The organism is Geothrix campi (genome assembly GCF_024609265.1).
GTDB lineage: Bacteria > Acidobacteriota > Holophagae > Holophagales > Holophagaceae > Geothrix > Geothrix campi.
In genome coordinates, this window is record NZ_JANHMP010000003.1 from 38,252 (window position 1) to 52,755 (window position 14,504).

Below are 14,504 nucleotides of genomic sequence, written 5' to 3' on the forward strand. Positions count from 1 at the left end.
GCATGGACCCCCCGGCTAGCGCCGTCCCCCGGTCGCGCCCGGGCTCGCCGCGCCATTGGCCTGCTTGGTGTTTTCCACGCCGATCAGGATCTGCAGGCCCTCCTGGAGCCCCTCACCCGTGACCTCGGTGTATTGGCCATCGGTGATGCCGGCCTTGACCACCAGGGCCTTGGGCTTGCCGTTCTCCAGCACCCAGATGCGGTCTTCCCGCCGACCCACCATGCCACCCTTGCTGCCGGTGGTGCTCTGAGCGCCGGGCCGGGGACCTCCCATCATCATGGGCTGGCCCAGCCGGGGACCTTCGGCCTTCTTCTCTTCCTTGATGAAGGCGGCGGGATTGAAGCGCAGCGCTGAATTGGGCACGCGGAGTACATCCTTGCGCTGGTTGGTGATGATGGTGACGTTGGCGGTCATGCCGGAACGCAAGGCCAGGGTGCCCGTGAACTTGGGGCCCCCGAGCTGGCTGGCGCCGCCGGGAATCCGCGCCAGCAGCTTCGGGTCGCCGACGGGGGCCGAAGCCTTCGCAGCCATGCCTCCGGCCGCGCCGGGGCGCCCCTGGGACTGGCCGGCCGTCCGCTCCTTGAACCGCTTCAGGAACTGCTCCTTGGTGACGCCCTGGGCCTCCATGCGGTCCTTCATGCGCTCCCATGCCTTCTCCGGATCCGGCGCCGCGTCACGCCCCGGGTTGCCCGCGTCCGCGGACCGCGAGGAGCCGGTCCGTCCCTTGCCGCCGTCGTCGGGGCCGGCCAGGGGCTCGTTGGGCACGATCATCTCCACCACGTAGTTCACGACGTTTTGCGTCGTGATCGGCTCCTGCCGGACCAGGCTCACGGTGGCGGCGAACTGCTTGTCCGGCAGGCTGTCCACTGTGAATAGCGCGCGCTGACCCACCTGCACTTCATCGATATCCGATTCGCCGATGGACACCTGCACCTTCATCTGCGAGAGGTCCTGGGCGATCTGGAACAGGTTGGGCGTGCTGAAGCTGGCGGCCACGGTCTGGCCCACATCGGCCAGGCGGGAGATCACCACGCCATCCACGGGAGCCGTGATGTCGCAGTAGCTGCGGTTCGCCCTGGCGCGATCCAGGCTGGCCTTGGCGGATTCCAGGTTGCCCTTGGCATTCTTGAGGGCCGTGTCCTTGGTGTCGAGATCCTGGAGAGCCAGGAGCTTGTCTTCCGCCAGCCGCTTGCTGCGCTCATAGTCGGCCTTGGCGAAATCGTAGGCGGCCTGGGCCCGGAGCAGGCTCGCCTGGGCGTCCTGGAGTTGGGTATCCGACACGGTGGGATCGATCTGGGCGATGAGCTGGCCCTTCTTCACGATGCTGTTGTAGTCCACGTAGAGGGCCGAGATCACGCCGGACACCTGGGTGCCCACGGCCACCTGCACCACCGGGCTCACCGAACCCGTGGCATTGATGCGCTGGGTGATGTTGCCCTTGTCCAGCTTGGCCAGGCGCCACTTCACCTCGTCCTTGGGCCGGTTGAGCAGGTAGGTGGTCCCTCCTGCCACCACCGCGACGCCGAGGCCCAGGCCAATCCAGGTGTTCCGCTTCATGACGCCGCGCTCCGCTTCTCAAAGGGGCCGGGCAGGGCCCAGCCTTGTACCTTCGCATAACGATGTATGGACCACCAGGGTAGGTTCCCGGTTGAGGCGGAAAAAGCAAAATCTAGCGGATCAGGCCCAGCCCTTCGATCAGAGCGCGCTTGGCGAACCCATCCACCAGGGCGTACTGGAGGAAACCGCCGGCCAGAACGATGGCGGCGCAGACCAGGACAGCAGCACCCGCCAGGGGGGCGTGGACCGCCGGGCGGTCGGAGGCCAGGCGCTCAGCCTCGGCGCTGGGGGCCTGGAGGAAGAGGGCCACCAGGAGGCGCAGGTAGTAGTAGGCGGACACCAGGCTCGCGATGACGCCGAGGATGGCCAGCCCCACGTGGCCGGTGCCGACCAGCTCGCGGAAGATCATGTACTTGCCGTAGAAGCCGCCCAGGGGCGGGATGCCCGCCAGGCTCAGCATGAAGACGGCGGCGGCGAAGCCCATTGCCGGGCGCTTCCAGCCCAGGCCCCGCAGATCCTCGAAAGTCGTATGCTCGCCCACCAGCCCGAAGGCGGTCAGCAGGCCGAAGGCGCCCATGTTCATGGCCAGGTAGATGACCAGGTAGAACAGCACGCCCGTGTAGGCCGCCGGCGTGCCGGCCACGAAGCCCAGCAGGAGGTAGCCTGCGTGGCTGATGCTGGAGTAGGCCAGCATGCGCTTCACGTTGGACTGGACCAGGGCCGTGAGGTTGCCGAGCACCAGTGTGGCGACGGCCAGCACGGCCACCACCGCCTGCATCTTCACACCCACGGCGCCCATGGGGGCGAAGCTGCCTGGAAACACGCGCAGCAGGGCGATGAAGGCGACACCCTTGGTGGCCACCGACATGAAGCCGGCGATGGGATGGGGCGACGCCTCATAGGCGTCCGGCGTCCACTGGTGGAAGGGCACCGCGGAGACCTTGAAGAGGAAGCCCAGCAACATCAGGGCGGCACCCACCAGCACCAGGGGATCCAGGACCAGGCCCTGGGTTTTGAGGGTGGCGGCGGCGGCGGCCAGGTCGAAGGTACCGCTCATGCCGTAGATCAGCACACCCCCCATGAGGAAGCTGCTGGAGGCCACAGCGCCCGTGAGGAAGTACTTCATGCCCCCCTCGGCGCTTTCGGGCCGCGCGCGCACGGTTCCCACCAGGGCATAGAGGGGGATGCTGAACAGCTCCAGACCCAGGAAGAGGACTACGAAGTGGGTGGTGGAGGCGAAGAGCATCATGCCCACTGCCGAGAACAGGAGCAGCGCGAGGGTCTCGCCCTTCACCCAGCCTTCCTGATGGAAGTGGTCCCAGCTCTGGAGGATGGTGAGGGCTGCGGCCACCATCACGAAGATGCCCGTGAACTGGGCCAGGCGGTCCATGTGCAGTTGGAAGAAGGCTGGCTGGCTGCCGGCTTTCCAGAGGTCCGTGAGGTACCAGAAGCTCGCTGCCACGGCGAGGAGAGCCGTGCCGTACATGGCGCCCCGGATCCATTTGGTGGTGGTCTGGTCCCTGTCGAGGGACATGAAGATGACCACGCAGGCGCCGAAGACCGGGATGAGCAGCGGCAGCAGGGCCGCCCACTGGCTGGGGGTGAGGCTCATCAGTGCACCTCGTGGGCGGCGGGGCCTTCAGGGGCCGGGCTTCCGGAGACTGGAATTTCAGGAGCCTCGTGGACGGCCGGCTTCAGGACGAACACCTGGGGCGCCGGGGCCTTGATCTCCTGCAGCAGAGCGGTCACGGGGGCCTCGCTGGCCGCCACGAATGTCTTCGGATGGACGCCCATCCAGACGATGAGAATCACGATGGGCAGCATCACTGCGATCTCGCGGGCATTCAGGTCACTGTGCAGGTGGTGGGTGCCGCTGTCCTCATCCTTGTTCTCGGGGCCCCAGAACACGCGCATGAACATCCACAGCATGTAGACCGCGCCCAGGACCACGCCGGAGGTGGCCAGGATGGCGTAGAGGCGGCCCCACGGGAAGCCGGAGAGGAAGGTGCCGTTGAGGATCCAGAACTCGCCCACGAATCCGTTGGTGAGCGGCAGGCCGATGGAACTGAGGGTGACGATCATGAAGAAGGTGGTGAAGATGGGCATCTTCACGGCGACGCCGCCGAAGTCGGCGATCATCCGGGTGTGGGCCCGGTCGTAGAGCATGCCCACCAGGAGGAAGAGCGCGCCCGTGCTGATGCCGTGGTTGAGCATCTGGAGCATGGCGCCCTGGGTGCCGATAACGGTCATGGAGGCGAGGCCCAGCATCACGAAGCCCATGTGGCTCACGGAGGAGTAGGCCACCAGCTTCTTGATGTCGCGCTGGACCATGGCGACCAGGGCCCCATAGACGATGGCGATGACGCTCAGCAGGGCGATGGGCTTGGCGTAGTGCATCGCCGCCTGGGGGAACATGGGGATGGCGAAGCGGATGAATCCGTATCCGCCCAGCTTCAGCAGCACGCCGGCGAGGATGACGGAGCCCGCCGTGGGGGCCTGCACGTGGGCGTCCGGCAGCCAGGTGTGCAGCGGGAACAGCGGCACCTTGATGGCGAAGGCCACGGCGAAGGCGATGAACAGCCAGCCCTGCACGCCGAAGGGCAGCGCGGAGGCCGCCTGGGCCATCACGGCGGGATTGAAGCCGCCGGCCTTGTTGGCCAGGTAGAGCAGCGCCACCAGCCAGAGCAGCGAGCCGCTCAGGGTGTAGAGGAAGAACTTGTTGGCCGCGTAGCGACGCTCATCGCCGCCCCAGATCCCGATCATGAAGTACATCGGGATCAGCATGGCTTCCCAGAACAGGTAGAACACGAACAGGTCCTGGGCCACCAGGGCGCCCAGCATGCCGGTCTCCAGCAGGAGGAACAGGGCCGCGAAGGTGCCGAGACGGTCCTTGAGGCTGTTCCAGGTGCCCAGCATGGTGAGCGGCACGAGGAAGGTGGTGAGGAGCACCAGCCAGAGGTTCAGGCCGTCCACGGCCAAGGCGTAGTCCACCGGCAGACCCACGAGGGTGAACCAGGGCGCCCGTTCCGCCAGGATCGCGCCGCCCGCGGCGGGAGCATGGCCCAGCAGCCAGGCCAGACTCAGGATGAAGATGGCCAGGGCACCCAGGAAACCGAGCAGCCGCGACAGCTTGCCGAGCGAATGCGGCAGGGCCATCAGCACGAAACCCAGCAGGGTCGGCGCGAAGACCAGGAAAGTGAGGGGATGGAGGTTCAGCCAGGTCATCGCCCCACCTACTTCAGGAAGACATAGAGGAGGATCGCGGCCCCCAGCGCCATGCTGAGCGCATAGTTGCGGACTCGGCCGGTCTGGAAGAGGGCGGTGAAGTCCCCGAACACGCGGGCCAGCGCACCCGGCAGGTTCACGCCCACGCCATCGATGATGATCACGTCGAACAGCTTCCACATGAGGTTGCCGAACCAGCGGATGGGCCGGAGCAGGTAGAGTTCCACGCCCTCGTCCACGTAGTACTTGTTCACCAGCACCCGGTGGAGGAAGGCATGCTTCTCCGCGAAGGCCAATTCCCACGCGGGGCCGGTCTTGTACTTCGACCAGCCCAGGAAGCCGAACACCAGGCCCAGGGTCGTGGAGATGACCGCCAGCAGGATCGCCGGGCCTTCGTGGTGGCCGTGGGCGGCGTGGGTCTGCCCGAAGGTCAGGGCGGGCTTCAGCCACTCGCCAATGCTGAAGTGTCCTCCGAAGGCCTCAGGCACGCCCCAGAAGCCCCAGAGCAGCGAGCCCACGGCCAGCACCATCAGCGGCACCGTCATGGACAGCGGGCTTTCGTGCGCGTGCTCGTAGGCATGCTTGTCGCGGGGCTCGCCCCAGAAGGCCAGGGCCATGAGGCGCCACATGTAGAAGCTCGTGCAGCAGGCGGCAACCACGCCGACCACCCACAACGCCGGGGACTTCAGATAGGCCAGGTAGAGAATCTCGTCCTTGCTGAAGAAGCCGGAGGTGCCGGGGAATCCCATGATGGCGATGGTGCCGGCCACCATGGTGAGGAAGGTGATCCGGGTCTTGTTCTTCAGGCCACCCATCTTGAAGAGGTCCTGCTCGTGGTGCATGGCGTGGATCGCGCTGCCGGCACCGAGGAAGAGGAGGGCCTTGAACCAGGCGTGGGTGAAGACATGGAAGAAGCCCGCCGAGAAACCCGCCGCGCCGAGACCCAGGAACATGTAGCCCAGCTGGGAGACGGTGGAATAGGCGAGCACCTTCTTGATGTCGCGCTGGAAGAGGCCGATGGTCGCGGCGAAGAGGGCCGTGCCTGCACCCACCCAGGCCACCACGGTCATGGTGATGGGGGTCATGGTGTAGACCGGCGCCAGGCGGCAGATCATGTAGATGCCGCTGGTCACCATGGTGGCCGCGTGGATGAGGGCGCTGACGGGAGTCGGGCCCGCCATGGCGTCCGGCAGCCACAGGTAGAGGGGCAGCTGAGCGCTCTTGCCCGTGGCGCCCACGAAGAGCATCAGCGTGGCGAAGGTGAGGACGCCGAAACTCGCCTCGGGGGCCAGGTGGCCGGCCTGGATGAGGATGTCGGAGATGGTCAGCGTGCCGAAGGCGGCGAAGAGCACCAGCATGCCGATGGACACGCCCAGATCGCCCACGCGGTTGAAGAGGAAGGCCTTGAGCCCCGCCTGGGGGGCGAAATCCGTCTCGAAGTAGTAGCCGATGAGCAGGTAGGAGCAGAGTCCCACGCCCTCCCAGCCCACGAACATCAGCGGCAGGCTCGACCCCAGCACCAGCGTCAGCATGAAGAACACGAAGAGGTTCATGTAGCTGAAGAACCGTGCGTAGCCCTCTTCCGCGTGCATGTAGCCCACGGAGTAGAGGTGGATGAGGAAGCCGATGCCTGTGACCACCAGCATCATGGTGCCGCTGAGGGGATCGATCACCATGCCGAAGGGGACGGCCATGGACCCGGTCACCATCCATTCGCCATAGTTCAGCACCAGGCGATGGTCCGGCAGGGCCTTCATGGCGAAGAAGGCTGAGAAGGCCAGGAGCAGCGAGGCGAACACCAGGCCCACGCCCACGACCGTGACGACGGACTTGCCCGCGCGCTTGCCCAGCAGGCCGTTGAAGGCCGCGCCCAGCAGGGGGAGGATCGGAATGAGCCAGTAGCACTTGTTCATCACATCCTCACTGCTTCAGGCTGGTGGCCCGGTCCGAGTCCGTGGTGTCCCGGTGACGGTAGAGGCCGATGACCAGCGCCAGGCCGATGGCCGCCTCGCAGGCGGCCACGGCGATGATGAAGAGGTAGAACACCATGGCCTGGGCATCGCCCCCATGGAAACGGGCGAAGGCCAACAGGGCCACGTTGGCGGCGTTGAGCATCAGCTCCACGCCCATGAACTGCAGCAGGAGGGTCCGGCGCAGAAGCACCGTGGCCAGCCCCAGGAAGAAGAGCAGGAGGGCCACCACCAGGTACCCCTGGAGCCCGCCGTGGAGGATCGCGTCCATGCCGGTCATCGTGGGCTCCTCACAGGTTCCGTTTCGTCAGCGCCACGGCGCCGATCATCGCGGCCAGCAGCACCAGGCCCGCCACCTCGAAGCCCAGCAGGTGATCCGCGAAGAGCGTGGTGCCCACCTTCTGCAGCGTCATGGCCTGGGGCATCTCCGCCCCCTTGACCGCCAGGGCCTTCACGCCTGCAGAGCCCAGCACCAGCTTCATGGCGCCGAAGGCCAGGCCCGCGACCAGGGCCACCGAGAGCCAGCGCTGCACCGGGCGGGCGGCCTGGGCCTCCTCCTCCTGGTGGCTGTTCAGCATCATGATCACGAAGAGGACGAGCACCAGGATGGCGCCGGTGTAGACGATGATCTGAAGCGCCGCGGCCACGGGATTGGCCAGCAGCACGAAGAGGCCCGCCACGCCGAAGAAGGCGGCCACCATGCAGAGGCCCGCCACGACGACGTTCTTCTGCAGCAGCATCCCCAGGGCGCCCAGGAGGGTGATGAGGGCAAAGGTGATGAACATGGCCGCTCCCTTACAACGCGATCGTGCGGCGCGGCACGGAGGGGGTGGGATCCTGGGAGATGCTTTCCTTGCCATCAACCTCGGTGTAGGTGTTCATCAGGTCCCACTTGCCGAACTGCATGGACAGTCGGTCATAGGCCGCCACTTCATAGTCCTTCCGGAGCCAGATGGCATCCTTGGGGCAGGCCTCCTCGCACATGCCGCAGTAGATGCAGCGCAGCATGTCGATGCTGAACTTGGCCGGCCGCTTCTCCTCGAAGCCCTGCGTGATGTTGAGGTCGCTGAACTCCTCCGCCTCGATGCTGATGCAGCGGGCCGGGCAGGCCTCCTGGCACATGAAGCAGGCGACGCACTTGATGGCGCCATCCTCGAACCGCTTCAGCTCGTGAAGCCCGCGGTAACCCTCTGGCATCTCCTTCTTCATGTCCGGGTACTGGATCGTGAAGCGCTTCGCGGTGGGCGTGAAGAGCTGCTTGAGGAAGTGCTGGATCGTGATGCCCATGCCCACCATCACAGGCCAGACATAGGTGCGGTCCAGCCAACTCAGCTCGACCTTCTTGACGACGACACCCATCGTCCTACTCCTCAGTGACCCTGGCTCATTCGCCAGGCGTGGAAGATCAGGTTGACCATGGACAGCGGCAGCATCGCCTTCCATCCGAGGCGCATGAGCTGGTCGTAGCGGAACCGCGGCAGGGTCCAGCGGATCCAGACGAAGACCCAGGCGAAGAAGAGCATCTTCACCAGGAAGCTGGCCACGGACAACATCACCGTGGGGTCTTTCACGAAGGGCACCTGCCAGCCCCCGAAGTAGAGGGTGGCCATGAGGGCCGAAGCGGTCATCAAGTGGCAGTACTCGGACAGCGCCAGGAGGCTGAACTTCATGCTGCCGTATTCGGTGTTGAAGCCGGCCACGATCTCGCTCTCACCCTCGGCGAAGTCGAAGGGCAGGCGGTTCGTCTCGGCGAACATGCAGGTGAAGAACACAATGAACCCGAGGGGCTGCCGAACGATGTTCCAGGCCCAGGGGAGGTGGCCCTGGGCGCTGATGACCTCCGAGGGATCGTAACCGCCGGTGGTCATGAAGATCGTGACCACGGCCAGGCTCATGCCGATCTCGTAGCTCACCATGGCCGCCGAGGCCCGCATGCCACCGAGGATCGACCACTTGTTGTTGCTGGACCAGGCCGCCACCAGCACGCCGTAGACGGCCATGCCGCCGATGGCCAGGGGATAGAGCAGCCCCATGCCGTTGCCGGGATCCAGCAGCGCCAGGTGGTACTCCTGGCCGCCGCTCACGAAGCTGCGGCCGAAGGGGATCACGGCGAAGCCCATGAGGGCCGGCACGAGGGCCAGGAAGGGCGCCAGCCAGAAGAGCGCCTTGTTGGCGTCGTGCGGGACCAGGTCCTCCTTGAAGAAGAACTTGATGCCGTCCGCCAGCGGCTGGACGAGTCCGAGGATCTTGATCTTGCCGAAGAGGGCCGCGCGGTTGGGCCCGATGCGGTCCTGGATCATGGCCGAGCCCCGACGCTCCACCCAGGTCCAGAGGGCCGCCAGCGAGAAGACACCACCGAAGACGATGATGAGTTTCGCCACCATCCAAGCGATGGCAGGCGAGGTATGCAGCAGGCTTGCGAGCTTGTCCATGGGCGGCTTCCCGGCAGGGCCACCCGCGGGGAGGCCCAACCCATCGAGCCTATCAGAGCCGCGGCGTTCCCGACATGGAGGGAAAGAACTCTCCGGGCGGCGATGCGACCTGGGTCACACCCGAGGGCCAAAGCTGGCACTTTGGCCCGGTAAAAGGAAAACGGGGTCTGTTTTCATCGGCGGTGCCGCCCAGGGGAAAACGCATCCGCAGACTGCGATGTCTCAGCCCTTGGCCTCGATCTTCGACCAGCTATCCTTCAACCCCACGGTCCGGTTGAACACGGGCTTCCCGGGAACGCTGTCCGGATCCACCGCGAAGTAGCCGGTCCGCTCGAACTGGAAGCGCTCGCCGGGAGTCGCCCGCGCCAGGCTGGGCTCCAGGCGGGCCTCGGCCAGAACCTCGAGGCTGCCAGCGTTCAGGAGGGTTTTCCAGTCCTGGCCGTCGGCCACGTCCATGGGGTCTTCCTGGGTGAAGAGGGGTTCGTAGAGGCGCACCTCGGCCTTCACCGCATGGACGGCGCTCACCCAGTGGAGGGTGCCCTTCACCTTGCGGCCGTCCGGCGCGTTGCCGCCCCGGCTGGCGGGGTCCCATTCGCAGCGCAACTCCACCACCTGGCCGGCGGCATCCTTGACCACCTCACGACAGGTGACGAGGCAGGCGCCCCGGAGGCGCACCTCGGCGCCGGGGGCCAGGCGGAACCACTTCTTGGGGGCCTCCTCGCGGAAGTCCTCCTGGTCGATGAACAGCTCCCGGGTGAAGGGCAGCTTGCGGGTGCCCATGGAGGGGTCGTCCGGGTGGTTCGCCACCTCCACCTCGAAGGCCTCGGCCTCCGTCATGTTGGTGATGACCACCTTCAGGGGGCGCAGCACGCCCATGCGGCGGGGGGCCCGCTTCTCCAGGTCCTCGCGGATGCAGAACTCCAGCAGGCCCACGTCGGCCACCATGTCGCGCTTGGCCACGCCCACCCGCTCGGCGAAGGCCCGCACGGCCTCGGGGGTATAGCCGCGGCGCCGCAGACCGCAGATGGTGGGCATGCGGGGATCGTCCCAGCCGCAGACGACGCCATCCTGCACCAGCTGGAGAAGGCGACGCTTGCTCATCACGGTGTAGGTGAGGTTGAGCCGGGCGAACTCGATCTGGCGCGGCAGCGGACGCTGGAAGAACTTCCCGTCGACATCCTGCTCCAGGAACCACTCGTAGAGGGGCCGGTGGTCCTCGAACTCCAGGGTGCAGATGGAATGGGTGATGGTCTCGATGGCGTCCGACACGCCGTGGGCATAGTCGTACATGGGGTAGATGCACCAGGTGTCGCCGGTGCGATGGTGGTGGGCTCGGCGGATGCGGTACATGAGCGGATCCCGCAGGTTCATGTTGCCGCTCGCCATGTCGATCTTCGCGCGCAGGACCTTCGACCCGTCCGGGAACTCGCCGGCCTTCATGCGGCGGAACAGGTCCAGGTTCTCCTCGGGATTCCGGTCGCGGAAAGGGCTGGGTCGGCCGGGATTGTGGAAGTTCCCCCGGTACTCGCGGATTTCCGCCTCGGTGAGGTCGCAGACGTAGGCCCTGCCCTGCCGGATCAGGTACTCCGCATAGTCGTAGAGGAAGGGGAAGTAGTCCGACGCGTAGTGCTCGCCCTTCCAGTCGAAGCCGAGCCAGCGCACATCCTCGCGGATGGAATCCACGTATTCGACATCCTCCTTCACGGGGTTGGTGTCGTCGAAGCGCAGGTTCGTGGCGCCGCCATAGACCTTCGCCAGACCGAAGTTCAGGCAGATGCTCTTGGCGTGGCCGATGTGCAGGTAGCCGTTGGGTTCCGGCGGAAAGCGGGTGAGCACCCGCCCCCCATGCTTCCCCGAGGCGCGGTCCGCCTCCACGATCTCCTCAATGAAGTGGAGGCTCCTGGGTTCGGGCCTGGATTCTGAATTGGGCAGGTCAGCGGACATCGGGGCTCACAGGATACAAACCTCAAAGATACCAAGCCCTTGTTGAAAAGGCGTTGGGAACCGCGAAAGGCGCGAAAGCCCTTCGGGCACGCGAAGGAAGAAGGACGTTCTGAAAACCCTGCACACCTCTTTTCGCGCCCTTTCGCGGATTTCGCGGTTTCAGTTTCTGGATCACCCCAGGCCCGCCGCCACCTGGGTGGCCCGCTCGATGCCGCGGGCGACGACGGAGCGGATGCGGCCGTCCTCCAGGGCCAGCAGGCCGGCGATGGTGCAACCGGCGGGAGTGGTGACCTCGTCCTTGAGGGCGGCGGGGTGCCTCCCCGTCTCCAGCACCATGGATGCCGCCCCCAGGGTCATCTGGGCTGCCAATTCCAGTGCCACGGCCCGGGGCAGACCGCACTGGACCCCGCCCTCGGCCAGGGCTTCGAGAATGACGAACATGAAGGCCGGACCGCTGGCGCTGAGGCCCGTGACCGCGTCCATGTGCCGCTCATCCAGGTCCATGACGCGGCCGAGGGGCTCGAAGAGGGCCCGGGCCTGGGCCAGCTGGGCCTCGGTAACCCCCTGCCCCGCGGCCAGCACCGTCATGCCCCGGCGGATGGAGCAGGGCGTGTTGGGCATGGCCCGCACCAGGGGCGTGCCCTCTGGCGTGTGGGCCGCCAGGAATTCCAGAGTCGTGCCCGCGGCGATGGAGACCACCAGGGGGTGGTGGTCCAGGGCCCCCGAGGCGGCCAAGCCCGCCAGCAGGCCCTTCAGCTCCTTGGGTTTCACGCAGAGCAGCACCACTTTCGCGCGCCGTACCACCTCGCTGGCATCGTTCGAGAGCGCGATGCCCAGGGCCTCGGCCCGGGTGCGTGCCGCTCCGGGGTGCCGCGTGGCGGCATGGATGCGGTCGGCGGGATAGCCCGAAGCCTCCACCAGGCCGGCGCTGATGGCCTGGCCCATGGTGCCGAAACCGAGGATGGCGAGTTGGGGATGGCGGCTCATGGCGACTCCCTGGAACGAAAAACCCCCGCCGATGAGGGCGGGGGTGGATGGCGGGACCTGGAACCAGGTCAACTCGTCGTGCGACTCCCCCCCGCACTCAAGGTGCTAGGGCGCGGGTGGACGACCAGAATGAGGATCATGCGGACCAATATAGCGGGATCAGACCCCCGGCGGGAGAAAACAGCTACTGGTCCCGCCCCTGCCCCAGGGTCCACCAGACGCAGTCTTCCAGATCGGAGACGACGAAACCTTGGCGCATCTCGGAGATGAGCTGGAAGGTATCGCCCACGGGGCTGTGGAAGCCCGTGGTGATCTCGCCCGGACCCGAGCGCACCCCGAAGAAGAACTCGGACTGTTCGAGGCCCAGGCGTAGCGCGGTCTCCTGGAGGGCTTCGCGGTGATCCATGCCCTCGGGAATGCCCTGGATCACCTGCACGGTTTCGCCCGCAATGATCGTGGGCGCGTAGGCTGCGGCACCCTGGTCCTCCAGCACCGCGAGGGTGATGTGGGTGAACTCCTGGAGGTCCATCAGAGCCATCGCTCCAGACGCGCCACCACCTCCGCGCGTCCCACGAGCATCAGAGTGTCGAAGATGCCCGGACTGACCGGCTTGCCGCAGAGGGCCACCCGCAGGGCCTGGGCCAGGTCCTTGGTCTTGAGGTCGTGGCGCTCGAGGATGCCGGCGAACGCGGCCTCCAGCCCTTCGTGGGTGTAGTCCGCAAGCTGGCTCACCTCCTGGAGGGCGGGCTTCACAGCCGGCGTCATGAACTTCTCCACCGCCTTGTCGTCGAAGGCGGCGGGCCGCTCGAACGCGAACCGCAGGGCCTCGGCCATGTCCGTGAGCGACTTGCCCTTCTGCGTGGCCTGGATGGCCTGGGCCTTCCAGCCCTCAGGCTTCCCGGTCCAGCCGGCCGGCATGAAGGGCCGCAGGTGCGGCTCCAGTTCCTGCCAGGAGGCCCGCTGGATGAGCTTCTGGTTCAGCCACTGGAGCTTGTCCATGTCGAAGCGGGCGGCGCTCTTCTGGCAATCGGCCAGGTCGAAGAGCTGGATCATCTGCTCGTCCGTGAGCAGTTCCTCTTCGGCGGTCTCCACGGCCTTGCCATCAATCTTGGGGGTCCAGGAGAGGCGTGCCAGGGCCAGGCGAACAGCGGATGGCAGCAGGCCCATGGCCTGGTACTCGGTGATGCTGGTGGCGCCGTGGCGCTTGCTGAGCTTGGCGCCGTCGGCCCCCAGGATCATGGGCACGTGGGCGAAGGCGGGCAGGTCGTAGCCAAAGGCGGCGAACAGCGGGATCTGCTTGGGGGTGTTGTTCAGGTGGTCGTCCCCCCGGATCACATGGGTCACCTCCATGTGGGTGTCGTCCACCACCACGCAGAAGTTGTACGTGGGTACGCCGATGTCGCCAGGGCCCTCGCCGGTGCGGGCGATGATCCAGTCGTCCAGGCTGTCCGCCGGGAAGCGGGTTTCGCCCTTGATCAGGTCGGGCACCACGATGTCCCCGTCCACCGGCATGCGGAAACGGATGGCGGCGGGCTGGCTGGCGTCATGGTTCGCGCTGGCGCAGCCCTTCCCCGCATCCAGCCCCCGGTTGTACTGGAAGACCTTGCCCGCGGCTTCCACGGCCTTGCGCCGTTCGTCCAGGATCTCCCTTGAACAGCGGCAGCGGTAGGCGAGGCCCTTGTCCAGCAGCTCCTGGATCTTGGTCCGATAGAGGTCCATGCGCTGCATCTGGCGGTAGGGACCGTGCGGTCCCTTCCATCGGGTGGGATCGCCCATGACCGGGCCCTCGTCCCAGTCCAGGCCGCACCAGGCCATGCCCTCCTCAATGATGCGGATGTTGTCGTCCGTGCTCCGGGAAAGATCCGTGTCCTCGACGCGCAGGATGAAGCGTCCGCCGTGCTTGCGGGCAAAGAGCCAGCAGAACAGCGCCGTGCGCACCCCGCCAATGTGGAGCATGCCGGTGGGGGACGGTGCGAAGCGGGTGACGACCTGGCGGGACATGGAATGGCCTCTGATCAAACCCCCAGTGTGCCCCAAGCGCGCTGACTCCGTCTGCGCGCATCTGCAAAACGCGCAGCGTAGTGCGTCCTACTTGATATAAAGCTTGAGCTTGATCTCGATCGGGCCCTCGCCGCTGAAGAGGCTGCGATCCAGGACGATGGGCACCTCGACCACGCTGCGATGGGGCATGTGGGTGGGCGAGAAGGTGTGGGTCGCCGAGAAGGCGGAATCCACGGGGAACTCGTCGATCTCTTCCAGCAACTCGCCGGCGGACAGTTCTTCGACCTCCAGGGGCTTGGTGGACTCCGTCATGGCGGGGGGCGGGGGCGGAGGCGGGGGGGGCGCCCCTCCCGTCAGGACAGTTTGCGGCTCCTCGACCACGCCGCCC

General features: G+C 66.4%; 12 protein-coding genes. All 12 read right to left on the bottom strand.

What is annotated here, in order from left to right; translation table 11 throughout:
* Window positions 1-15: 15 nt before the first annotated feature.
* The 12 genes from NOV65_RS12015 to gltX all read right to left on the bottom strand — a co-directional run bounded on the left by NOV65_RS12015 (window position 16) and on the right by gltX (window position 14,116).
* Entirely contained in the window at window positions 16-1,557 is a 1,542-nt protein-coding gene (locus NOV65_RS12015; RefSeq protein WP_257306710.1) for an efflux RND transporter periplasmic adaptor subunit, read from the bottom strand.
* Window positions 1,558-1,669: 112 nt separating this feature from the next.
* Window positions 1,670-3,169 carry an NADH-quinone oxidoreductase subunit N gene (locus NOV65_RS12020; protein WP_257306711.1) on the bottom strand — a complete coding sequence of 500 codons (1,500 nt, stop codon included), beginning with the start codon at window positions 3,167-3,169 and terminating at the stop codon, window positions 1,670-1,672.
* Window positions 3,169-4,782 (bottom strand): complex I subunit 4 family protein, encoded by a 1,614-nt coding sequence (locus NOV65_RS12025; protein WP_257306712.1) that lies wholly within the window; start codon window positions 4,780-4,782, stop codon window positions 3,169-3,171. Before NOV65_RS12025 ends, NOV65_RS12020 begins: the two co-directional genes overlap by 1 nt.
* A gap of 8 nt (window positions 4,783-4,790) precedes the next feature.
* Entirely contained in the window at window positions 4,791-6,695 is a 1,905-nt protein-coding gene (gene nuoL, locus NOV65_RS12030) for an NADH-quinone oxidoreductase subunit L (protein ID WP_257306713.1), read from the bottom strand.
* Window positions 6,696-6,702: 7 nt separating this feature from the next.
* A complete protein-coding gene (gene nuoK / locus NOV65_RS12035; protein ID WP_257306714.1) occupies window positions 6,703-7,032 on the bottom strand; it encodes an NADH-quinone oxidoreductase subunit NuoK in 330 nt (109 codons plus the stop codon).
* Between the two features lie 10 nt (window positions 7,033-7,042).
* Window positions 7,043-7,537, bottom strand: coding sequence for an NADH-quinone oxidoreductase subunit J (locus tag NOV65_RS12040; RefSeq protein ID WP_257306715.1), 495 nt, complete (start codon window positions 7,535-7,537; stop codon window positions 7,043-7,045).
* Between the two features lie 10 nt (window positions 7,538-7,547).
* Window positions 7,548-8,111, bottom strand: coding sequence for a NuoI/complex I 23 kDa subunit family protein (locus NOV65_RS12045; protein ID WP_257306716.1), 564 nt, complete (start codon window positions 8,109-8,111; stop codon window positions 7,548-7,550).
* A gap of 11 nt (window positions 8,112-8,122) precedes the next feature.
* Window positions 8,123-9,184 (bottom strand): NADH-quinone oxidoreductase subunit NuoH, encoded by a 1,062-nt coding sequence (gene nuoH / locus NOV65_RS12050; RefSeq protein ID WP_257306717.1) that lies wholly within the window; start codon window positions 9,182-9,184, stop codon window positions 8,123-8,125.
* A gap of 222 nt (window positions 9,185-9,406) precedes the next feature.
* A complete protein-coding gene (locus NOV65_RS12055; RefSeq protein ID WP_257306718.1) occupies window positions 9,407-11,128 on the bottom strand; it encodes a glutamine--tRNA ligase/YqeY domain fusion protein in 1,722 nt (573 codons plus the stop codon).
* 171 nt (window positions 11,129-11,299) lie between these two features.
* The gene (proC, locus tag NOV65_RS12060; protein WP_257306719.1) at window positions 11,300-12,115 is read right to left on the bottom strand and encodes a pyrroline-5-carboxylate reductase; all 816 of its coding nucleotides are present in this window, start codon (window positions 12,113-12,115) and stop codon (window positions 11,300-11,302) included.
* A gap of 184 nt (window positions 12,116-12,299) precedes the next feature.
* Window positions 12,300-12,653 carry a hypothetical protein gene (locus NOV65_RS12065; RefSeq protein WP_257306720.1) on the bottom strand — a complete coding sequence of 118 codons (354 nt, stop codon included), beginning with the start codon at window positions 12,651-12,653 and terminating at the stop codon, window positions 12,300-12,302.
* Window positions 12,644-14,116 (bottom strand): glutamate--tRNA ligase, encoded by a 1,473-nt coding sequence (gene gltX / locus NOV65_RS12070; protein WP_257306721.1) that lies wholly within the window; start codon window positions 14,114-14,116, stop codon window positions 12,644-12,646. The genes NOV65_RS12065 and gltX overlap by 10 nt, the downstream gene beginning before the upstream one ends.
* Window positions 14,117-14,504 lie beyond the last annotated feature (388 nt).

Excerpts from the sequence above, each read along its gene's own strand:
- NOV65_RS12015 (WP_257306710.1), bottom strand. The coding sequence starts at position 1,557 with ATGAAGCGGAACACCTGGATTGGCCTGGGCCTCGGCGTCGCGGTGGTG.
- NOV65_RS12020 (WP_257306711.1), bottom strand. The coding sequence starts at position 3,169 with ATGAGCCTCACCCCCAGCCAGTGGGCGGCCCTGCTGCCGCTGCTCATC.
- NOV65_RS12025 (WP_257306712.1), bottom strand. The coding sequence starts at position 4,782 with ATGACCTGGCTGAACCTCCATCCCCTCACTTTCCTGGTCTTCGCGCCG.
- nuoL (WP_257306713.1), bottom strand. The coding sequence starts at position 6,695 with ATGAACAAGTGCTACTGGCTCATTCCGATCCTCCCCCTGCTGGGCGCG.
- nuoK (WP_257306714.1), bottom strand. The coding sequence starts at position 7,032 with ATGACCGGCATGGACGCGATCCTCCACGGCGGGCTCCAGGGGTACCTG.
- NOV65_RS12040 (WP_257306715.1), bottom strand. The coding sequence starts at position 7,537 with ATGTTCATCACCTTTGCCCTCATCACCCTCCTGGGCGCCCTGGGGATG.
- NOV65_RS12045 (WP_257306716.1), bottom strand. The coding sequence starts at position 8,111 with ATGGGTGTCGTCGTCAAGAAGGTCGAGCTGAGTTGGCTGGACCGCACC.
- nuoH (WP_257306717.1), bottom strand. The coding sequence starts at position 9,184 with ATGGACAAGCTCGCAAGCCTGCTGCATACCTCGCCTGCCATCGCTTGG.
- NOV65_RS12055 (WP_257306718.1), bottom strand. The coding sequence starts at position 11,128 with ATGTCCGCTGACCTGCCCAATTCAGAATCCAGGCCCGAACCCAGGAGC.
- proC (WP_257306719.1), bottom strand. The coding sequence starts at position 12,115 with ATGAGCCGCCATCCCCAACTCGCCATCCTCGGTTTCGGCACCATGGGC.
- NOV65_RS12065 (WP_257306720.1), bottom strand. The coding sequence starts at position 12,653 with ATGGCTCTGATGGACCTCCAGGAGTTCACCCACATCACCCTCGCGGTG.
- gltX (WP_257306721.1), bottom strand. The coding sequence starts at position 14,116 with ATGTCCCGCCAGGTCGTCACCCGCTTCGCACCGTCCCCCACCGGCATG.